This is a genomic window from Acetobacterium sp. (genome assembly GCF_030652775.1).
Taxonomy (GTDB): domain Bacteria; phylum Bacillota; class Clostridia; order Eubacteriales; family Eubacteriaceae; genus Acetobacterium.
On sequence record NZ_JAUSPS010000094.1, the window covers coordinates 1 to 19,701 of the forward strand.

Below are 19,701 nucleotides of genomic sequence, written 5' to 3' on the forward strand. Positions count from 1 at the left end.
TGTTTTTGCGCTTTTTTTCTCATCTTCTGCAACATTTTCTTCGCTTTGTTGTTCGTTTCCCTTCTGACTTCATGAAGTCTGTCTGTTTCTTACCGCCGAATTCTCTGTGCTCTAAATCTTTTTCATTTCGCAATTACCTAAAAATAATACGTTTATTTCTATTTTTTATGATAATTTTAAAGAATGATTAAGATAATTTTATCTCTTGTTATACATATCGTCATTATAAAAGAAAACTTTAGCAAAAGAAAGAAAAATAATTGTGATGGAGGGGGGAGAAAAATGGGATGGGAGGATTGTCGCAGAGGGGGACAGTTCTTTTGTGTCCTTGAATAATTAATTAGAAGACACAAGAAAAACCGTCCCCCTTTGCTCCTGCTTCCGTTTCTCACAAGGGGACAGTTCTTTTGTGTCCTTGAATGATTAATAAGAAGACACAAGAAAAACCGTCCCCTCGTGCTCCACTATTATTTTTATTTTGATAAGAAGCGGATGATTTCGTCGGCGATGCGATCCAGGGGTAATTGTTTGTCGACAGCACCGATGTTAAAGGCGACCATCGGCATGCCGTAAACGACGCTGGATTTTTCGTCCTGGCCGATGGTATAGGCACCGGTTTTTTTCATCTTCAGCAGACCATTGGCGCCGTCTCGACCCATGCCGGTAAGGATGACCCCGACCGACTGTTTTCCGGCCACAGCGGCCACTGAGTCGAAAAGAACATCAACGGAGGGACAATGACCGCTGACTTTTTCTTCCTCGGTACATTTGACACTGTAACCGGACCCTCTTTTAACCAGCCGCATCTGATAACTGCCAGGGGCGATTAAAACCCGTCCCGGTCTTAGGACATCACCATCCTCAGCTTCTTTGACTTCCAGCTCACAGGTATTATTCAAACGTTCGGCATAGAGCTTGGTGAACACCGGTGGCATATGCTGAACAATGATAATCGGGGGCATATCCCGGGGCAAACCGGAAATAACGGTATGGATCGCATCGGTTCCGCCTGTTGAGGCACCAATGGCAATGATTTTGCTCTGGGTATCAATGCCCTGACTGGTAACCGGATGGCTGGGCGTATAATCGCTTTTGCGGTTGCCGACCTTGGCGGTGGAAGCAATTTTAATTTTAATAATCAACTCATTGACAAAGGAGGCCATTCCCCCGGGTCGGGTAACATTGGGTTTGGTAACAAATTCTACCGCACCAGCGTCCAAGGCATCCAAAACATTCTTAGAAACCGAACTGACCACAATAACTGGCAAGGGGTACTGAGGCATCAGTTTTTTTAAAAACTCAATACCATTCATTTTCGGCATTTCAACGTCTAGAGTTAATACGTCCGGCTTCAATTTAATGATCAAATCTCTGGCCATATAAGGATCTGTTGCTGTCCCGACAACTTCAATGTCGGGGTCTTTCGATATTTCCCTTGATAGAGACTCACGAAAGACTAGGGAATCGTCTACGATCAGCACCTTAATTCTTTGCTTAAGCCTCATCACGGATCCTCCTGCTATTTTTCTTCAAGTAATTCTTCAATCACTTCTATTTCTTCATTTTTTAATAACCGTTCGCAATCCAATAATAATTGAACCTTTCCGCCGGCTTTTCCGATCCCTTTCATAAAGCGGTTTTCAAAACCGGTTTTATTGGATGGTGGTGGGGCAATTTCTTCGTCGTCGATGGTCAGCACTTCTTCGACATTGTCAACAATCAGTCCCACCGAAACCGCTTCGATGTCAATAACGACGATACAGGTTCGGTCGTTATAATCCACTGGCTCTTTACCAAACTGCAGTCTGACATCGAGAACGGGGATAATTTTTCCACGGAGATTGATGATCCCTTTAATGTAGGTTGGAACTTCCGGGACTTTAGTAATTGATTGCATCCCGATGATTTCAGTTACGTATTTTATTTCAATGCCAAATACTTCATCCTCTAATGAAAAGGTTAGAAATCTACCGTGCTGGGTATCTTCTTCCAGATTATAATTATCTACAATATTCTCTGCCATTATAAATCTCCTCTTTAAATAAATTTTTAAAGTTTTCGTTATAACCATTATACTTGAAACGTCTAAAAAGGTACACCCTAATTTATCCATCTCTGCGACAAAATTCTTGTTCTTTTTCTACCCGGATTCGTGATATTTAAACCTAAATAAAATTTTATACTAAAAAAGCTGGGCATACATGCTCAGCGACGGACACCGTTTCTTATTTGCCAATGTCCAATTCCCGAGACAAGCTGGTATCTAGAATTCCTCAATTCTACGATTAAGTGACTGAATCTTCATGATCCCAGTGGCCAGATCAAAATATTGGGTGCGCCCAAAATTCAGCCCGGTATCTTCGGCCAGAATGGGAATGCGCAGCTGGCTTAACACCTGTTTAACACAAATAATATTTCGTTCACCGATGGCTCCCAGTTTACTGCCTGGCTGAACCTCAAACATTTGGGCGCCGCCGGCAATTTTTGCGACAATGCGATTATTGCCACATCCGGCTCGTTTCATTTCATCGATTAAATCAACGAGGGCGGTATCGGCAAATTTTTTGCGATTAATATCTTTATTTGAAAAATTAGTGCTGTCCGGCAGCATAATATGCGACAATCCACCGACCTTTGAAACCTTGTCGTATAAGCATACTCCCACACAGGAGCCCAAAGCATAGGTGACTAATACCTCCGGGCCCTTTGCTAATTTATAATCTGATATCCCAATTACGATTGATTGACTCATATTTCCAGCCCTAGTTTTTGCATAATTATTTTTAATGTATTGATTTCGGCGAACATGATCATATTGCTCTTTAAATCGTTGGTTTCGCCAAGGAAATTTTCTTCAATAAACATTAATTTGTCACCAATTGCGCCAAACTCAATGATCGGTACACTCATCAGAGCCCCGACCATGTCAATGGCCACATAGGGAACCGATACTTCGATAGTCAGTCCGGTTAATGCCGAAATGGCATTGACGTAAGATGACGCCAGGATATTACCGATTTCTTTGATGCCGGAAATTTTCATTTCACTTAGTTCATCACCGCCATCGTCTTCGCCAACCAGAATATCCATGATGCTTTTGGCATCTTCGACGTTAAGTAGAAACATAATCATCCCGTGGGCATCGCCACTGAAATTCACCAGCACCGCGACCGTCATCGTTTCTGCCCCGCCCAGATTTTCAACCGCTTCGTCAAAGCCGGTGATGCGGACGCTGGGAACACTCATATCCACTTTTTCGTCCAATATCGTCGCTAAAGCTGTAGCAGCATTACCGGCGCCGATATTCCCAATCTCCCGGAGCATATCAATTTGCATTTCATTCAGTTCATCATAGTTCTCGAACAAATTTTTACCTCTTTCTAATCAATTTATTTCCACATTCTTTACATCATGCCGTTGACAATATCGTCATTATCCCAATATATTTTACAATGCTCCAGGCTATCAAATTCAAATTGAAACAGCATGTCGCCGAAATAAATTCGCGTCCCCCGATAGAGTTTTCGTTTAGCTGAAACCGCTCCGTAATAACTGATACTGGCCTTCTTTTCCACGTAGCTGATGGCCTTTTCGATTTCTGCGATTTCTTTTTTAAAGAGTAAGGCCTGTCTGTCGATCTGTTTTTTTAGGTTTCCGATCTGTTCCATAGCGGGACTGTTATGATTGCGGCTGAGCATGTCCTTTTTTTCCTGCGACAGTAGCAAGCCATTGATCTGAGTCTCTTTTTCATTGACCGCTTCGAGCTGCTGCCGGGTTTCTTTTTCTTTTATTCTGAGTCTGTCGATTTCATCCTGATCGATGGTTTTTTCTCCCAATATGCGAATAATGGTGGGGTATTCCCGTTCATTCCCAATAGTTCTGGCCACCAGCTCGCCCAGAACTTGAATTTCACCACCGACAATCAGTTCCTTGCTGCCGGATAGATAAATATTACCATTGCAGGTTATTTTCCCATCAATGATGTAGTCGACGGTGATATCACCATCCACATGTAAAATAGCGTTTTCAATATAATTGCAACGCAGGTCTTTGCCTACGATAACTTCTCCCATACTTCCACCATAGATGCCCTTGGCGATAACGACATTCCCGGCTGCTTCAATTTTGGCATCTTCAACAACACCTTTGATAATCAGGTTGCCACCAGCTTTGACGGAAAAACCACTGCTGACATCGCCATCGATGGTGACATCCCCGGGGAAATTGATGTTGCCGGTCGAAAAATCAATATTCTTGCGAATATGCATCATTTCTTCAATACCGATGGTATTGACAAATTTAATAATCCCATCGCAGTCAGCAATCAGCTTTGATTCATCCTCTATCAAACTGGTGTTCTTTCCCGCCGGCACCTGGGGTTTCCGTCCTTTGTGGGCGGGAATCACTTGGCCATAAAGGTCTTTCCCGTCAATTCCCACCGTTTCTTTGGTGATCTCGCATAAAACCTGACCCTTTTTCACCATCTGAAAATAGTCAAGATTTTTATAATCCACCGTCTCATCCTCGCTGTATTCGGGTTTATATTCGGCCTCTTTCTTTACCAGCAGCTTGACCACCCCATCTTTTCCGTCGATCGGATCTGTCACTTCAGCCACCTTAATCCGAATATTAAAAATTGGCCGTTGCGCCAGCTTTTCGATGGCACTGTCAATAATTCCCGATTCGATCTTTTCCGCTTTCAATGCAGCAAGAAGTTCTTCTTTGGTAAAGACAGTGCTACCTTCTTCCTGTTTCCCCAGTTTGATAAAGCCCTGTTTTTTATCATCGCTGACACTGACTTCAATCAAAGTTACTGCTGCTGTTTTGGCATTCTCCTCACTCATAATCCATCCCCTTTTCCATAAACATTTTCTCTATCACAAATAATCCGATTCGTAATGCCTATCTCAGTTGGTTAACTGTTTTTTCCATTTCATCCGTCGATTGAACAATTTTGGAATTAAATGAAAAGGCTCTGTTGGCTTCCAGCATTTTTACCATTTCAGTGGCTGAATCGGTGGCTGATGATTCCAGGTACCCAGTTCTGAGGATACTGACGTTATCCGCTACTGGCTGTCCTGATAAATCAGATACTGCAAATTGATTGCTGCCCAGCAGCGTCAGTCCATAGGGATTGGCAAAAGAAAAAACACCCAGATTATCGGCATCAAAACCAGCGGTAATATTAAGCGGGTTATTGTCCTTCCCCAACACATAATTACCTCTGGCATCAACTAGAAAATTCTGATCCCCTTCGACGCTGATATGAAATACGCCGTCCCTCGTGTAGGTGGTGGTATTGGTTTCTTTGTTTTGAATGCCAAAAAACCCGGCTCCTTCAATGGCACAATCCAGGCTTCGTCCAGTTGGCTGAAGAAATCCCTGGGTAAAATCGATGCCAATTTTTTGCACCTTGGCACCGTGACCAGTGCTGATTGCCGTGCCGCCGCCACCGTCAATATTTTCGTACAGTAATGATGAAAATGCGGTAACCTGGGGTTTGAAGCCAACGGTATTAATATTGGCAACATTGTTGGCAATGGTATTCAGGCTATTCTGTTGTGCGATCATGCCGAGTTTTGAAGCGTAAAATCCTCTTATCATAGTAATGCTCCTCCTGTTATCTCGTTCTCAGACATCATAAAACGGTGCTGGCTTGCCTGAGTTATTTTATTTTAGCCGACTCGTCCGATGGTGTTTGATGCGATTTCGCTGATCTTATCAAAAATTTTCAGCATTTGGGTACATGAGGTAAAATTGTTTTGCCGGGCAATCATATCACTCATCACTTCGCCCATATCGACGTTGGATTTCTCAATGGTTTCCTGTAAGACATTGAAGGAACCGGCCTGAGCCGCCTGAAAACCGTTGACGGCTTGAAAATAGCCTTCTCCGACCTGCGTCAGATCAGCGCCATTTGCCACGGTGGAAATATTGAGCCTGGCTACCTCCGCACCATTTTGGATGATGGCGCCGCTTGGGTTAACGGTAAAGTCGCTGCCGGCCAATTGAATCGGCTGTCCGGCGCTACTTAAAACCTGACCAACCCCAGGCAAAGTTAGAAAGCCCTGCTGATCCAGTTCAAATTGACCGTTGCGGGTTAACACCTGACCAAAATTGGCATTTTGGATCACAAAGAACCCCTGTCCTTGAATCGCCATATCGACACTACGATGGGTCGTTTCAAAAATCCCCTGGGTAAAATTCGTGAATTGTTCAGCGTTAACCGTAATGTACGCACCGGCACCGATATCTGCCTGGGCGATTCTGGGGTTTGTACTCATTCTTGACGCCATATATTCGGCGAAGGTTGACTGCACCGTGGATTGGCTTTTGTAACCAGCAGTGGTGACATTTGCAACATTCTGAGCCAACACATTAATGGCTTTTTGTCCTGACAACATCCCGGCTGCTGCTGCGTATGATCCTCTGTCCATTATAATACCTCCTTATTAATAATTCTTTTAGTTAATAATTCTTTAAGCGATTTCTCATTTTAATCATCGCCTGGGAGTGTATCTGGGATACTCTTGATTCCGTCACACCCAAAACGTCGGCAATTTCTTTTAGTTTTAAATTTTCATAATAATACAGGGAAACCACCAGCCGCTCTTTTTCTTTTAACTGGTCGATGGCTTCCCCCAGTTTCTCTTTCAGTTCGTTAAAAAGCATTCTTGATTCCGGGGAATCGTCTGCTTTTTCTTCGGTGATCAGCGGTGAGACTTCCATCATTTTTTCATTAATGGCTTCTTCATAGGATAAGACAATGGAATTGTGCCGCTGCTGTAGAATCTTCTGCAGATTAGCCTCAGAAACCCCCATTTTTGCGGCAATTTCTGCTTCACTTGGTTCTCTTTCCAAGGTTGCATATAATTCGCCGTAGGTTTCTTCCAGAACCTTTGACAGACTGCGCTGGCTGCGGGGAACCCAATCCTGCTTGCGCATAAAATCAATAACTGCTCCTCTGATTTTCAGGGTCGCAAAAGTTTCGAATTTATTGCCCATATCCGGGTTGAATTTTTCGACCGCATCAATTAGCACAATCATGCCCTGATTGACCATATCGTCCAGTTGTCCAAAATTGTTATAACTCCCCTTGAACCTTAAAACAATTTTCTTAACCAGCCCGGTATATTGCAGGACAATTTCGTTCCTGTTCTCAGTGGTTCGCTGTTCTTTATATAATTGCCAGAGTTCCATGGCTTTCTCATCAGTACTCTTTTCTTCGATGAGTTTTTCATCTGGTTTCTCTTCTAAGCTAATTTCTTCGTTATTAATTTCTGCAACATTCATTCTGACACTCCTTATTCTTTAAAGGATTTGCGTTGATTAATTTTCCAACTTTATCATTCCGATCACTTGAATCTGAATATTTGTATCTATTTCATTAAAGGAAAGGACGGTTAGATCGGCCATAAATTGTTCAATTAATCGCTTAAAATATATACGCACAATTGGGGAGGTGAGAATAATCGAATGATCAATGATTTCTTTCAGCTTTTCGATTTGCTCGGTAACCTTTTCGACAATCGTCTGAACCACTTGGGGATCAATGGCAAGATAGGTGCCGTGCTCGTTTTTCTTGGCCGAATTGAGGATGATATTCTCAATTTCCTGATCCAGCGCAATCACCTTGATACTGTTGCCATCGGTGTATTTTCTGGTAATTGTACGTTTGAGTTTCTGTCTGACATACTCGGTGAGCATGTCAGTATCTTTGATACTGGTGCCATGATCGCCCAGTGTTTCCAGAATACTTTCCATATCTCTGATGGGAATCCCCTCATTCAAGAGGTTTATCAGTATTTTCTGGAAATCAGCGATCGAAATAATATTGGGAATGACATCATCAACAATTGCCGGATTGGATTTTGAGACGTTTTCCAGCAAGGTGTTAATATCCTGTCGGCTCAACAGCTCGTGCATATGCTTTTTAATCACTTCGGACATGTGGGTCACAATGACGGAAAGCGCATCAATCACGGTATAGCCATAAACTTCCGCCAGTTCCTTTTCATTCTCAGTGATCCACTTTCCTTTGATCCCATAAGCTGGCTCAATGGTTTCGATGCCGTCGATGGGTTCACTGGTATTGGACGGATCCAGCGCCAGATAATAACCGACCAGAACTTCGCCTTTGGCGATTTCTTCACCTTTAATTTTAATAATATATTGATTCGGATTAATCAGGCCATTATCTCTTAACCGCACCGTGGGAATAACGACCCCCATGTCCATGGCGAATTGTTTTCTGAAAATGACAATCCGATCGATAAAATTACCGGAGCTTCCTTCATCGACCATCGGTAAGAGCGAGTAGCCAAATTCCATTTCGATCGGTTCCACCCCGATGATGTTATAAACATTATCAATATTTCGGTAAAAATCAACCTCACTGCTCTCTTCCTGGATCAGTTGCGTCATTTGCTCGACTTCATCCACCACCACTTTAACATTAGACCGGCGAATCAGCAATAAGCCAAATCCGCTGAGCATGATCGCCAGGGTTAATATCTGTAAAGCCGGCGCACCGGGAATCAGTGCCATGGCCGAGATGCCCAGACCAGCAATCACTAAAACCTGGGGCTGCGATAAAAATTGATTCTTGACATCGACATTCAAGTTGTTTTCGGAGGCAGCCCGGGTCACAATCATCGCTGTTGCCACGGAAATCATCAGTCCCGGTACCTGACTGACCAGACCATCCCCGACGGTAGCAATGGTGTAAACCGATACGACCTCTTCGATGGGCATGCCGCCTTGTAACATCCCGATAACCATCCCACCTACAAGATTGACCACCGCAATAATCATCGATGCCACGGCATCGCCTTTAACTAACTTAGTTGCCCCATCCATAGAACCATAGAATTCGGCTTCGGTTTGAATTTTTTGTCGTCTTTCCTTGGCCTCAGCATCGGTAATGGCGCCGGAGCTCAGATCCGCATCAATGGACATCTGCTTTCCGGGCATCGCATCCAGGGTGAATCGCGCCGAAACTTCTGAAATTCGCTCAGCACCCTTGGTGATAACAATAAATTGCACGATAACAATGATAATAAATACGATAAACCCAACAACCGCATTGCCGCCCAGTACAAAGGAACCAAAGGTCTCAATCACCGCACCGGCTTGCCCGCCATTTGACAGAATCAATCGGGTTGAAGAAATATTCAGAGCCAGCCGCAATAGCGTCGTAATCAAGAGCAACGATGGAAAAATTGAAAAATCCAGGGGGCCTTTGATATACATCGTGGTTAACAAAATAATCAGGGATATGGCGATGTTTAAAATAAACATAAAATCGAGAATAAATGGTGGTAAGGGAATAATAATAAGGGCGATTGTCAGAACTACAAAGACAACAACGAGATTCTGAATGATTTTCATTTGACCTTTTCCTTCTTCTTAGTACTATACACCCATGCCATTAATTCTGCCACGGTTTTGTAAAGTTCTGCCGGGATGTACTCATTGATCTCGACCGCTTCATACAAACCTCTGGCCAGTGCTTTGTTTTCCTTCACCAGCACTTTGTTTTCTTCCCCGACTTTGACAATCCGCAGGGCAATGTGGTCTTTCCCCTTTGCTAGTACCAGCGGGGCAACGTCATGATCCATGTCATATTTTAAGGCCACCGCATAATGGGTTGGGTTTCTGACAATGACATCGGCCTGAGGAACCATCTGCATCATCCGACTCATGCTCATTTCACGTTGTTTTTGTCTAATCTTGCCTTTAATTTCGGGATTTCCTTCGGTCTGCTTATATTCGTCTTTGACTTCCTGTTTGGTCATTTTGAGTTTCTTTTCATAATCATAGCGCTGATAGGCATAATCCAGAATCGCCACAACCGCAAAAATCATACAGACAGTTTGCACCATCGACATGGTCTGGCTACTCATAAACATCACATTTGAATCAATTTTCGTGACCAGCATGTCGGGAGTCATGGGAATAATGCTTAAAATAACGGAATAAATAATCCAGATAATCAAGACCACTTTGGCCAGCGATTTAAGGAGTTCAACCACGGATCTCAAGGAAAACATCCTCTTGATACCTGATAAGGGGTTGATGCGATTAAATTTTGGTTTTAAGGCGTCCCCGGTGATTAGAAAGCCCGTCTGCACACCTGACATAATAATGGCCACAATCATAATGACAACCGCCACCGGCAACACTGAAATAAAATAAACAATTGCACTCTCTCTGAATAACTGATTGGCACTTGAGACGGTCAGGGTATCCAGGGTCACGATTTTTTTCATTTGGGCAATGTAAACATTTTTAAGCTGCTGGTAAATGAAGGGTACCAGTAGGTTTAAAACGAAAAATGCCACAAAGAGGAGAACCACACTGACCACATCTTTACTTTGAAAGGTATTACCCTTTTTTCGCTCATCTTTTCTCTTTTTAGGGGTTGCTTTTTCGGTTTTTTCTGATCCTGCCATTCTTTTCTCCGATTATTATATGTGTTAAATGAAAAATGTCAGTACCTGAGTTATTTTTTCCATCATCAGTAAATTCATTTGGGTCATAAAATTGGCCAATGCCGGTATTATCGTGAAAACGACAATCAAACCAATAAATACTTTAATTTGAATATTGATAACAAAAACATTGATGTTTGGCACCAACCGCATTAAAATACCAACAGCAAATTCGGCAATGATCTCAGTGACAATAATCGGGATGGCCAATTGCACTGCGTAGATAAAGATATAATACATCAGTTCGATAAAAAACACCCCAACCTGCTCACTAACTTGACCAATTCCCAAGGGAATAACCTGAAAGGATTTTATCACCACCGTGAACAGCGCCAGATGCGCATTTGAGATAAAGAAGATCAGCACATACATGGAAGTCAGCAGGTTTCCGGTGACCGAGATATTGGCCTTGGTGGCTGGATCATACATTGAAGCCATACTCAAACCCATTTGCATATCAATAACTTCTCCGCCCAGTTGGAATACCGAAAGAAATAAAGTCATGATGAACCCGATCACAATCCCGATAATAAATCCCTGCAGCATCGCACCAATAAATTCAATCGCCGTGTAATTAATAACCTGGGTCGTGCCTAAATCAAAAACGGCAAACATCGCAATGGCCAGCGATAATCCCACCTTCATGATACTGGGAATGCTATTTCTGCCGAATATGGGATTAAAGAAAATAACACCGGCTGTCCGGCAACTGGCTAAAAGAAAAACTAAATACTGGTTCATGTCAAACGTCACGTTTATCACCCATGTCTATTTCTTTAGATCTTGGTGGCTATCAATTCAAATATCCGAAATAACAGATCCATCATCTGTTGGAGCATCCATCCGCCGGCGATAATCATCATCAGTGCGGTGATGATAAGTTTCGGCACAAAGGTCATGGTTTGTTCATTAATGGACGTCGCCGCCTGAATAATCGAGATAATTAAGCCGACCAGCATACTGATTAATAGGATGGGACCTGCTACCTTCATCCCGGTAAAGATTGCATCTCTGAAAATTCCGATTAAATCACCTGTACTCATGTGCTGCTCCCTTCTTTAATTATAGGTCATAATCAGGGTTTTAACTAATAAACCCCATCCGTCCACCACCACAAACAACATCAGTTTAAATGGCATGGAAATCATAACCGGTGGCAGCATCATCATCCCCATGGACATGAGCACACTTGAAACAATCATATCGATGATTAGAAATGGAATAAACAACAAAAAGCCGATTAAAAAAGCCCTTTTTAATTCACTGATGATAAAAGCGGGAATCACTACCGTCAAAGGCAAATCTTGAGGGGGCATATTTTCAATGCCGGTCTGACCTGACTGCACCGATAAACTTTTAAACAAATCCACATCGGTAGTCGTGGTTTGCATCAGCATCCATTCTTTAATGGGGTCCACCGCAGCATCTAGAAATTGTTGGGTGTCAATGGTACCGGCATTATAGGGCTGCAGTGCGACCGCGTTAATCTCCGTTAAAACCGGCGACATCACGAAAAATGTGATTGCCAGCGCCAACCCAACCAGTATCTGGTTGGGTGGTGTTTGCTGCAAACCCAAGGCACTCCGTAAAAAAGAAAGCACAATGATGATTCTGCCGAAGCATGTCATCATCAGCAATAAAGTCGGCACGATGGTGATCAGCGTCATTAACACGATGACTTTTACCGTATCAGAACTTTCACCAGCCAGCAGTCCTTCCACCGACAGCTCTGCTCCATGCGCTTTTGCAGCAGTAAGAAAAAACAAAATGGCAAGAATCGGCATGATGACAAGGGCTTTTTTAATAACCACTTGTTTATTATTTAGGGTCTTTATTAATTCATTCATTTTATTTTTCCTTTTGAGAAAATGATTTTACCATACTCAAAAAGCTTTCTTTTGATATTTCCTGCTTTTTCTGAAAAGAAATTGGTTCTTCCAGTTGTGACAAAATTTGGATGTTATGCTCAGTGACACCAACCAGGTATTGAGCCCCCTGAATGTCAACGATGATAATTGAACCGCTTTTTCCAACAATCAGTCTTTCAACCACCTTCATATGATGCTCACCGGAGATTGAGCCGGTTCTTTTTACAAACCGTTCAATATACCATCTGCTCCCATAATAGGTTAAAACAATGACACCGACGGTCCCCAATAGTGCTAGAATTATTGAAAATACATCACCAAAACCCAATTTGGATCAGCTCTCTTTTACTCGCCCAGGGCGCTTTTGACGGTTTGGATCAGGCGGTCTGCTTTAAATGGTTTGACAATAAAATCCAGCGCCCCATTTTTGATGGCTTCCACAACCATGCCTTCCTGACCCATGGCCGAACACATAATCACCTTCGATTGCGGTTCGAATCCTTTAATGGCCTGGAGCGCCTGAATACCATCCATCACTGGCATGGTGATATCGAGAAGAACCAGATCGGGACGATTTTCTTTATACTCTGCCAGTGCAATTTCCCCGTTTTCAGCTTCAATAAAATCGGAAAAGCCACCTTTTTTTAAACTATCTTTGATCATCATCCGCATAAAGGCCGCATCGTCTACAATTAAAATTTTACTCATTTTTTTCTCCTTTAATCCATTCTTTCAAAATTATTTGTTAATCTATATTAATTTCTGCTATTTTTTTTGTTCAGAATTATCTCTGACTTTGATAATTTCGGTTATTTTAACACTGTAGTTGTCATCAACAACCACCACATCACCGCGGGCGATTAATCGTCCGTTGGCAATGACATCGACCTGATCCCCGGCCTGCCGATCCAATTCCACAATATTTCCCAGGGTCAATTCGGCAATATCCTTTATTTTTTTTCTGGTCTTACCTAATTCTACGGTAATCTGGATCGGTACTGACATCAACAGATCCAGATTATCCCCCGGTATATTAATAGTAGGATCGACCCCCAATTGCCGATATTCATAGGGATTAACCTGTACCGGCTGTTGCGGCGGCGCATAGGCGGCCGGTGGCGGGTCATTTCTGACCACCCGTGCCGGTTCTGCTTGAGGGGGTGGCGGCTGATAGGCCGTTTCTGGCTGTACGGGTGCTTGCTGAACGGGTGGCGGTGGTGGCGGTGCGACTTCTTCCTCTTCATCTCCCATGCCACTGGCGCCCATTGACATGGATACAATTTCTCGCGCCAGCGTTGGTTCCATCGCACTGATAAACTCACTTTCAACCAGACCTTCAATACTCAGGTTGAACTTAATACTGACCAGGTTATCCCCCTTAAGTGAGAATAGATCCCGGATACTGGATTTGTTGGTGGTATCCAGCAGAATTGGCGGCGAAATATTAACAACTTTTCCCAAAAAAGATGCTAAAGCTCCTGCCGCTGCCCCCATCATCTGATTCATGATTTCACCGATGGCACTTTTGCTGATTTCATCAAATTCGATATCATCGCTGGTATCCATATCAAACAGCTGAGACAAGATTTTCTTCATATCAGACTCTTGCAACAGTAATACATTGGCTCCTTCGATGCCTTCAACGTAATTTATTAAAACCCCAACAACTGGTTCAAGGTAAGAGAACTCAAATTCTTCGACCCCAATTGTTTCAATTCTTGGCGTTGTAATATTTACTTTTGTATTTAAGATGGTGGACATCGCTGTGGCAGCTGTGCCCATACTGATGTTCATGACTTCACCAATAACATCAATTTCCATGCTGGACAGTTTGTCCGGATTTTCTACTGCATCTGTCATATGAATAGTTCACTTCCTCTCTCATTAAGCTCTTTTATCTGAATCGCTCTTTTTTTCTTATAGTCTCCCATTTCACCCCTAAACCAGACCTCGTCATTAACGACAATATCCACCATCGAATTCGCTGGTTTATTCAACTTGATGATATCGCCTACTTCCAATTCATAAATGTCCTGGGAGAGTACCTCCGTATCGCCTAACACCCCTTTAATTTCCAATTCTGTTTTTCTGATTTCATTAATAATATTGAGTCGTCTTTTTTCCTCTGCCTGCTGATCTCCTCTTTTAATATTTTTTTTGGTCTGCGACATCTTCTTTTTGAAGAGCATATCCAGGGTCGTTGCTGGAATACAGATATTGATCTTCCCCTGGGTCTCATTGACCTTGATACTCATAACAATGATGACGACATTTTCATCTGCCCCGACGCCCTGAAGAATTCGCGAATTGGTTTCGATTTTCATTAGTCGTGGGGCAATCTCCAGATAATCAAACCAGACATTTTTCATCAGGTTAATCATCCCTTTGAAAAAATATTCCATGACGCCGATTTCAATTTCGGTGAATTCACGATCCTCTTTAAGCGGCTTTCCTGAACCACCCAGAAGTCTGTCAAAACTGCAAAAACCGACCTCCTTGGAAATATCCATGATGACCAGATCTTCTTCATCTTCACTATCTTTTATATCAAAATCGATGAGGCCCATCAGCACTGAGTCAGGAAGGGCGTTATTAAATTCATAATATTGCTGTTCTTCCACCTCAATAATTTCTACCAAACTATAAGTTTGCAGAATACCGGTTATATGAGAAGACACCAGCCTGGCATAATTTTCGTAGATGCTGAATAAATGCTTAAGCTGTTCTCTAGTAAAAAGCTTAGGTCTTCTAAAATCGTAATCTTTAACCTTTTTGCCCGAAGCTGAACTTGGTGCTTCGGGCTCGTCTTTGCCACTTATTAAGCTGCTTAAAAGGCTATCAATTTGACTTTGCGAAAGAATTTCTGCCATATTCGTTTCTCCTAGTTATTGTCTTTTTTTCTACTGTGCAACCGTTTCTGTTCCTGTCGCAATGTCATTGAAGAAATCTTCAGTTTCGGAAATAATGATTTCAACCCGGCGGTTTTTGGCTCTGTTTTCTTCGGTGTCATTTGGTGCGATGGGTCGATACTGACCAAATCCGACTGACAACAATTTTGAAGGATCATTGATATAACCATTTTGCAGGAATCTTAAAACCTCATTGGCGCGACTGCTGGATAAATCCCGATCATCTATCGGTGAATCAGCCTGAGCGGTATGGCCATCGATCCGAATTGACTTAATGGTTGGTTCCACCGCCTTAAAAGCCTGACCAATATCAGCTAAAATCTTCAGTCCCCCGGCTTTGATCCGGGAACTATCTGGTTCAAAAAAGATCGATGACATAAACTTAATTGCAACAGAAGTATCATTTTTTTCAATACTTACTGCATCGTCTAAACCATTTTCTTTGGTATATTGACTTAGGTATTGGTACAAGTCTTCCAGATCGACAATCTCCTCCACTGTGATATCCTCATTCGGTGATGTTGCGCCATCAGACTCCGTCGCTGTTCCAGTCGTTTCATAGACAGCCGCTGGATTAAACATTTCAACCAGTTGTTTGTATTTTGCGGCATCAATGGTTGACATCGAAAAAAGCAGGACAAAAAAGATTAAAATCAGGGTAATCATATCGGCGTAGGTATTCAGCCAAGCATCTTTATTGATTCCTTTTTTGTTCTTATTACGCTTACCCATAGTATGTACCCCTATTTTTAGCTTTCAACAGCTTTTCCTTTTTTACCTTTGGATTTTCCACCTTTTGACGGGGCTTCGCCATTAGCCTTCCTGATTTCATCTTCCGTTAAAAAGTTCATCAGTTTATCGCGGATATATTTGGGATTCTCACCTTCTTTGATGGCGACGACCCCTTCAATGATTAACTCTTTAATCAGCAGATCTCTCCCCTGGGCAATTTCTAACTTACAAGAAATTGGCATAAAAACGGTATTTGCCAGAACCGATCCATAAAAGGTGGTAATTAATGCCACCGACATATCCTGTCCCAAGCTACCAGCGCCACCTTCAAGGTTCATATTTTTTAGCATGTTGACCAACCCGATCAGGGTTCCAATCATCCCGAAGGCCGGTCCCAGAGCTGCTCCCATATCATAGATTTTTCGCTCCTGATCATTCCGCTCTGAAATATAATCAATTTTTTGATCAAACCATGACCGTAATTTATCTGGTTCAATGGCATCAACGATCCGTAGTACACTTTCCTTTAAAAATTCATCCTGAATCTCCGCAGCCTTTGCTTCCAAGGCCAACAATCCCTTACGTCTTGCTTCCTTAGAAAGCTCGGTCAGAATTTCCACATATTCCAGAGGATCTTGTTTGTTTTTAAAAAACACCATTTTTAAATGCTTGGGGATATGGGTAAAGGACTTAAAGGGAAAAGCGGCAATAAGAACAAAAAATGTTCCGCCAATGGTAATGAACATACTTTGTGGATCAAAGAAGTTCATTAGCGCCCCAATATTAAGACCATTTGCAGAACTGAATGTCATCCCAAAAAACATTGCAAAGACGACCATGACATATGCGACAATTGTTGAAATTTCCATAAATTTATACTTCCTGTCAGAATTTAGTTGTTAACGACTAAAGATATTTCGTTTGTATGCAATGATCTTAGCAAGAACTTGAGCTGAACTCTCAGTAACCACATAGTGTTTACCGTTCGTCAGCCGAATGGTTGTATCCGGTTTTTCTTCGATAATCTCAATAATCTCACAATTCAGAAGAAATTTTTCATTTTTTTGTTTGTTCAATCTGGTTAATTCTATCATATTTCCACCTCAAAACATAGTTTTTATTACTTGACTCGCCTAAACAGAAGTAATTTTCATCTTCAAAGTCAGTTAACAGCCATTCACCAAATGGGTGCACCACCCATTTGGTGAATGGCCATGATAAAAAGTTCTACCCGAAGGAGTTTTCTCCTTCGGGTGAACTTTCTGAGTTTACTATAAACTATCTTTTTAAATTAATCAATTCTTCCAAAATGGAATCCGAAACAGTGATAATTCGGGAGTTTGCCTGAAAACCACGTTGGGCAATAATCATGTCGGTAAATTCCTGGGAAAGATCAACATTTGACATTTCCAGATTGGCTGACTCGGTGCCGCCGGTGCCGTTAGTTCCGGCTTTTGAGGCAATCGCTTGGCCTGAGTTGGCTGATTCCATAAAGTAACCGTTGCCGTCCTGGAGCAAGCCATCGGTGTTGGCAAATTTGGCGATGGCCAGGTAGCCTAAGGTGACTGGTTTATCACTGCCGGCTTCGATTTTACCGATGGTGGTGTTTTCCAGAACAGCTGGTAACGCTCCCGCCAATTCCAGTGTTATTTTCCCACCTAAGGGAGATGTGCTAGTTAACTCGATGCTTGTACCTGGATCAGTAGGATCCCAGCCTGTTGGTGTTTTAAGATATTCAACAACACCTCCCTGGTTTGTTACCGTTGCAACTACTTGCAACGGATCAGTATCATCTGCTTTAATGGCACCAATATCTACTCCTCCTGCCCATGTCGCATCATCAGCGTTAACCTTAGTTGTATCAATTCTTAGACCCGGCAGATTAGCAAAGGTTAAAATACCGGATGCCGAGACAGTCGGGGTTCCGTAATTCCCGGCTGGGCTATCTAGCGCTACGGCAGTGTCTTTCTTTGTGATACCAGTCTCCAATGAATAGACGCCACTTATTTTGGCTAACCTAAACGTCCCCACTATATCTGCCGTTGGCGGAACATTCAACAAGCCTTCAACATAGCCAGTTGCGGTCTCATCAGGAAGCACCATCTGGCCAATTGCCACTTGAACATTTCCGGTGTAATTCGAATCCGCTGGAACCGTTAATGAATTTAACCAGCCGATTCCTGCCGCCTTTGTAAAGGTGGGATCCCCAGCTTTGATCCCGGTAATCTCACCCGATTTACCAATTGTAATGCCGGTGTATTTTTCCAGTTCTTCCGCCGGTACATTGATCGCTTTTAATTCGTCAATTGCCAATGTCCCATCCGGGTTCAAAATGGGATTGCCATCCGCATCAATCGGTATCCCCATCACCTTGCTGCCGCCACCATCAGTTAAGTTACCGGTAGCATCAAATTTTAAATTACCAACCCGGGTATAGCGGTTGCTTCCCGCTTCGGGCTGCACGGCTAAATAACCTTCCCCGGCGATATAGACATCCAATGCTCGACCGGTGGTAGCCCCGGAAGAGATGGTATTAAGCATATCAATACTCCCAACCTTGGCTCCGTAACCCAGCTGACTGGCGTTAGTACCGCCAGTGGTAGCAGTTGCTGCGGTAGCGGTTGATAAATTCTGATATAGCACATCACTGAAGACAACGCGGCTGGCTTTAAAGCCGTAAGTATTAACATTGGAAATATTGTTCCCAATTACGTTTAATTTGGTTTGATGGGCTGCCATCCCGGAAATTCCTGAATATAAAGATCTGATCATTTTTAAATCCTTTCTGTGCCGCCTAAAGCTTATCAATCGGTCAAAGCTTTATAGTTTCCTCACAGAGGTCCAACTATATAAATACGGCACCATCAATATCATTGAATAGTTTATTTTTCATTTCGTTTTTGTCCATTACGGTGATAACCCGTTTATCTGCTGCATTCACAATAAATGCCGAATTATCCATCATGATCAAGGCATTGCCAATCCCTTTTTCCTGGGCTTTGTCACAGGCATCCCCCAATTTTTCCAAGTCATTGTCAGACACTTCAATATTTCGCTGTTCTTTTCTGATGCTGGCATGCTTAGTAAAGGTGACGGTATTCTTTATTTGTTGATCAAGCAGATCCTTGAAACTTGTTTCGGTTTTTAGTGTATCATTAACAGTTTGGTTTTGATTGGCATTATTAAGTTTTTCGGTTTGTCGAATGATCGCATCATTTAGCCGATAATAATTGCCATTGATTCCATCAGCCATTTTCTCACCTCAGCTTTCAAAGTCTTTTAATTATTTCGCCTGGCCTACTTCCATTACACTGCTCATGGGGTAGTTCACGCCATTGACGATAATTTGGGCATCGCCATTATAAAGATTGACGCCTTCCACGGTTCCAGTGATAACATTTAATGTCCCATCAGACTTGGTTTCGGCCAAGGTAACTTCTTTACCAATCATACTGAGACCGTAGGTCGTTTTTGAGAGTTCAGTTAAATCCGTTAATGCCTGTACCATCGAAAACTGAGCCATTTGCGAGGTGTACTCTGAGGTATCAGCGGTATTATTCATATCCTGATTTTGCAGCTGAGCGACCATCAGTTTTAAAAAGTCATCCATATCCAGGGATGTTTTCGCTGCTGGCTTGGTTGTCTGAGTTGTAGCTGCCGCTGTGGCATCTAATGTATTAATCGAATTAATTGCCATGT

23 protein-coding genes are annotated in these 19,701 nt (G+C 42.6%); all 23 read right to left on the reverse strand.

Features of this window, described 5'->3' with window-relative positions:
• Positions 1-473 precede the first annotated feature (473 nt).
• The 23 genes from Q7J41_RS16285 to Q7J41_RS16395 all read right to left on the reverse strand — a co-directional run bounded on the left by Q7J41_RS16285 (position 474) and on the right by Q7J41_RS16395 (position 19,699).
• Positions 474-1,505 carry a chemotaxis response regulator protein-glutamate methylesterase gene (locus tag Q7J41_RS16285; protein ID WP_304889493.1) on the reverse strand — a complete coding sequence of 344 codons (1,032 nt, stop codon included), beginning with the start codon at positions 1,503-1,505 and terminating at the stop codon, positions 474-476.
• A 14-nt stretch (positions 1,506-1,519) separates the two neighbouring features.
• Entirely contained in the window at positions 1,520-2,023 is a 504-nt protein-coding gene (locus Q7J41_RS16290; protein WP_304889494.1) for a chemotaxis protein CheW, read from the reverse strand.
• A 240-nt stretch (positions 2,024-2,263) separates the two neighbouring features.
• Positions 2,264-2,752: a chemotaxis protein CheD gene (locus Q7J41_RS16295; RefSeq protein WP_304889495.1), complete on the reverse strand. Its 489-nt coding sequence runs from the start codon at positions 2,750-2,752 to the stop codon at positions 2,264-2,266.
• Entirely contained in the window at positions 2,749-3,366 is a 618-nt protein-coding gene (locus Q7J41_RS16300; protein ID WP_304889496.1) for a chemotaxis protein CheC, read from the reverse strand. Before Q7J41_RS16300 ends, Q7J41_RS16295 begins: the two co-directional genes overlap by 4 nt.
• A 38-nt stretch (positions 3,367-3,404) precedes the next feature.
• Positions 3,405-4,844 carry a DUF342 domain-containing protein gene (locus tag Q7J41_RS16305; protein WP_304889497.1) on the reverse strand — a complete coding sequence of 480 codons (1,440 nt, stop codon included), beginning with the start codon at positions 4,842-4,844 and terminating at the stop codon, positions 3,405-3,407.
• A 58-nt stretch (positions 4,845-4,902) separates the two neighbouring features.
• Complete coding sequence (locus Q7J41_RS16310) at positions 4,903-5,604, reverse strand: flagellar hook-basal body protein (protein ID WP_304889498.1); 702 nt, start codon at positions 5,602-5,604, stop codon at positions 4,903-4,905.
• Between the two features lie 71 nt (positions 5,605-5,675).
• Positions 5,676-6,437 carry a flagellar hook-basal body protein gene (locus tag Q7J41_RS16315; RefSeq protein WP_304889500.1) on the reverse strand — a complete coding sequence of 254 codons (762 nt, stop codon included), beginning with the start codon at positions 6,435-6,437 and terminating at the stop codon, positions 5,676-5,678.
• A 31-nt stretch (positions 6,438-6,468) separates the two neighbouring features.
• Entirely contained in the window at positions 6,469-7,293 is an 825-nt protein-coding gene (locus tag Q7J41_RS16320) for a sigma-70 family RNA polymerase sigma factor (RefSeq protein ID WP_304889502.1), read from the reverse strand.
• A 36-nt stretch (positions 7,294-7,329) separates the two neighbouring features.
• Positions 7,330-9,390, reverse strand: coding sequence for a flagellar biosynthesis protein FlhA (flhA, locus tag Q7J41_RS16325; protein WP_304889503.1), 2,061 nt, complete (start codon positions 9,388-9,390; stop codon positions 7,330-7,332).
• Complete coding sequence (flhB, locus tag Q7J41_RS16330; protein WP_304889504.1) at positions 9,387-10,454, reverse strand: flagellar biosynthesis protein FlhB; 1,068 nt, start codon at positions 10,452-10,454, stop codon at positions 9,387-9,389. The genes flhA and flhB overlap by 4 nt, the downstream gene beginning before the upstream one ends.
• 24 nt (positions 10,455-10,478) lie before the next feature.
• Complete coding sequence (gene fliR / locus Q7J41_RS16335) at positions 10,479-11,234, reverse strand: flagellar biosynthetic protein FliR (protein ID WP_304889505.1); 756 nt, start codon at positions 11,232-11,234, stop codon at positions 10,479-10,481.
• Positions 11,235-11,269: 35 nt separating this feature from the next.
• Positions 11,270-11,536: a flagellar biosynthesis protein FliQ gene (fliQ, locus tag Q7J41_RS16340; RefSeq protein WP_186893654.1), complete on the reverse strand. Its 267-nt coding sequence runs from the start codon at positions 11,534-11,536 to the stop codon at positions 11,270-11,272.
• A 15-nt stretch (positions 11,537-11,551) separates the two neighbouring features.
• Positions 11,552-12,340, reverse strand: a complete 789-nt coding sequence (fliP, locus tag Q7J41_RS16345; protein WP_304889506.1) for a flagellar type III secretion system pore protein FliP — start codon at positions 12,338-12,340, stop codon at positions 11,552-11,554.
• 1 nt (position 12,341) lies between these two features.
• Complete coding sequence (locus tag Q7J41_RS16350) at positions 12,342-12,689, reverse strand: flagellar biosynthetic protein FliO (RefSeq protein ID WP_304889507.1); 348 nt, start codon at positions 12,687-12,689, stop codon at positions 12,342-12,344.
• Between the two features lie 17 nt (positions 12,690-12,706).
• Positions 12,707-13,069 (reverse strand): response regulator, encoded by a 363-nt coding sequence (locus tag Q7J41_RS16355; protein WP_304889508.1) that lies wholly within the window; start codon positions 13,067-13,069, stop codon positions 12,707-12,709.
• A 57-nt stretch (positions 13,070-13,126) separates the two neighbouring features.
• On the reverse strand, positions 13,127-14,221 hold the full coding sequence (gene fliY, locus Q7J41_RS16360; protein WP_304889509.1) for a flagellar motor switch phosphatase FliY: 1,095 nt from the start codon (positions 14,219-14,221) through the stop codon (positions 13,127-13,129).
• On the reverse strand, positions 14,218-15,231 hold the full coding sequence (gene fliM, locus Q7J41_RS16365; RefSeq protein WP_304889511.1) for a flagellar motor switch protein FliM: 1,014 nt from the start codon (positions 15,229-15,231) through the stop codon (positions 14,218-14,220). The genes fliY and fliM overlap by 4 nt, the downstream gene beginning before the upstream one ends.
• 30 nt (positions 15,232-15,261) lie before the next feature.
• Positions 15,262-16,002, reverse strand: a complete 741-nt coding sequence (locus Q7J41_RS16370) for a flagellar motor protein MotB (protein ID WP_304889512.1) — start codon at positions 16,000-16,002, stop codon at positions 15,262-15,264.
• 17 nt (positions 16,003-16,019) lie between these two features.
• Positions 16,020-16,871, reverse strand: a complete 852-nt coding sequence (locus Q7J41_RS16375; protein WP_304889513.1) for a motility protein A — start codon at positions 16,869-16,871, stop codon at positions 16,020-16,022.
• A 30-nt stretch (positions 16,872-16,901) separates the two neighbouring features.
• On the reverse strand, positions 16,902-17,096 hold the full coding sequence (locus Q7J41_RS16380; RefSeq protein WP_304889514.1) for a flagellar FlbD family protein: 195 nt from the start codon (positions 17,094-17,096) through the stop codon (positions 16,902-16,904).
• A 184-nt stretch (positions 17,097-17,280) separates the two neighbouring features.
• The gene (locus Q7J41_RS16385; protein WP_304889515.1) at positions 17,281-18,774 is read right to left on the reverse strand and encodes a flagellar hook-basal body complex protein; all 1,494 of its coding nucleotides are present in this window, start codon (positions 18,772-18,774) and stop codon (positions 17,281-17,283) included.
• A 73-nt stretch (positions 18,775-18,847) separates the two neighbouring features.
• Positions 18,848-19,255, reverse strand: a complete 408-nt coding sequence (locus Q7J41_RS16390; RefSeq protein ID WP_304889516.1) for a TIGR02530 family flagellar biosynthesis protein — start codon at positions 19,253-19,255, stop codon at positions 18,848-18,850.
• A 30-nt stretch (positions 19,256-19,285) separates the two neighbouring features.
• Positions 19,286-19,699 (reverse strand): flagellar hook assembly protein FlgD, encoded by a 414-nt coding sequence (locus Q7J41_RS16395; RefSeq protein WP_304889517.1) that lies wholly within the window; start codon positions 19,697-19,699, stop codon positions 19,286-19,288.
• Positions 19,700-19,701 lie beyond the last annotated feature (2 nt).

Coding starts and splice junctions, on each gene's coding strand:
- fliM (WP_304889511.1), bottom strand. CDS start 15,231: ATGGCAGAAATTCTTTCGCAAAGTCAAATTGATAGCCTTTTAAGCAGC.
- Q7J41_RS16290 (WP_304889494.1), bottom strand. CDS start 2,023: ATGGCAGAGAATATTGTAGATAATTATAATCTGGAAGAAGATACCCAG.
- Q7J41_RS16390 (WP_304889516.1), bottom strand. CDS start 19,255: ATGGCTGATGGAATCAATGGCAATTATTATCGGCTAAATGATGCGATC.
- flhB (WP_304889504.1), bottom strand. CDS start 10,454: ATGGCAGGATCAGAAAAAACCGAAAAAGCAACCCCTAAAAAGAGAAAA.
- Q7J41_RS16310 (WP_304889498.1), bottom strand. CDS start 5,604: ATGATAAGAGGATTTTACGCTTCAAAACTCGGCATGATCGCACAACAG.
- flhA (WP_304889503.1), bottom strand. CDS start 9,390: ATGAAAATCATTCAGAATCTCGTTGTTGTCTTTGTAGTTCTGACAATC.
- Q7J41_RS16295 (WP_304889495.1), bottom strand. CDS start 2,752: ATGAGTCAATCAATCGTAATTGGGATATCAGATTATAAATTAGCAAAG.
- Q7J41_RS16370 (WP_304889512.1), bottom strand. CDS start 16,002: ATGGGTAAGCGTAATAAGAACAAAAAAGGAATCAATAAAGATGCTTGG.
- fliQ (WP_186893654.1), bottom strand. CDS start 11,536: ATGAGTACAGGTGATTTAATCGGAATTTTCAGAGATGCAATCTTTACC.
- fliR (WP_304889505.1), bottom strand. CDS start 11,234: ATGAACCAGTATTTAGTTTTTCTTTTAGCCAGTTGCCGGACAGCCGGT.
- Q7J41_RS16315 (WP_304889500.1), bottom strand. CDS start 6,437: ATGGACAGAGGATCATACGCAGCAGCAGCCGGGATGTTGTCAGGACAA.
- Q7J41_RS16305 (WP_304889497.1), bottom strand. CDS start 4,844: ATGAGTGAGGAGAATGCCAAAACAGCAGCAGTAACTTTGATTGAAGTC.
- fliP (WP_304889506.1), bottom strand. CDS start 12,340: ATGAATGAATTAATAAAGACCCTAAATAATAAACAAGTGGTTATTAAA.
- Q7J41_RS16380 (WP_304889514.1), bottom strand. CDS start 17,096: ATGATAGAATTAACCAGATTGAACAAACAAAAAAATGAAAAATTTCTT.
- Q7J41_RS16285 (WP_304889493.1), bottom strand. CDS start 1,505: ATGAGGCTTAAGCAAAGAATTAAGGTGCTGATCGTAGACGATTCCCTA.
- Q7J41_RS16320 (WP_304889502.1), bottom strand. CDS start 7,293: ATGAATGTTGCAGAAATTAATAACGAAGAAATTAGCTTAGAAGAGAAA.
- Q7J41_RS16395 (WP_304889517.1), bottom strand. CDS start 19,699: ATGGCAATTAATTCGATTAATACATTAGATGCCACAGCGGCAGCTACA.
- Q7J41_RS16375 (WP_304889513.1), bottom strand. CDS start 16,871: ATGGAAATTTCAACAATTGTCGCATATGTCATGGTCGTCTTTGCAATG.
- Q7J41_RS16385 (WP_304889515.1), bottom strand. CDS start 18,774: ATGATCAGATCTTTATATTCAGGAATTTCCGGGATGGCAGCCCATCAA.
- Q7J41_RS16355 (WP_304889508.1), bottom strand. CDS start 13,069: ATGAGTAAAATTTTAATTGTAGACGATGCGGCCTTTATGCGGATGATG.
- fliY (WP_304889509.1), bottom strand. CDS start 14,221: ATGACAGATGCAGTAGAAAATCCGGACAAACTGTCCAGCATGGAAATT.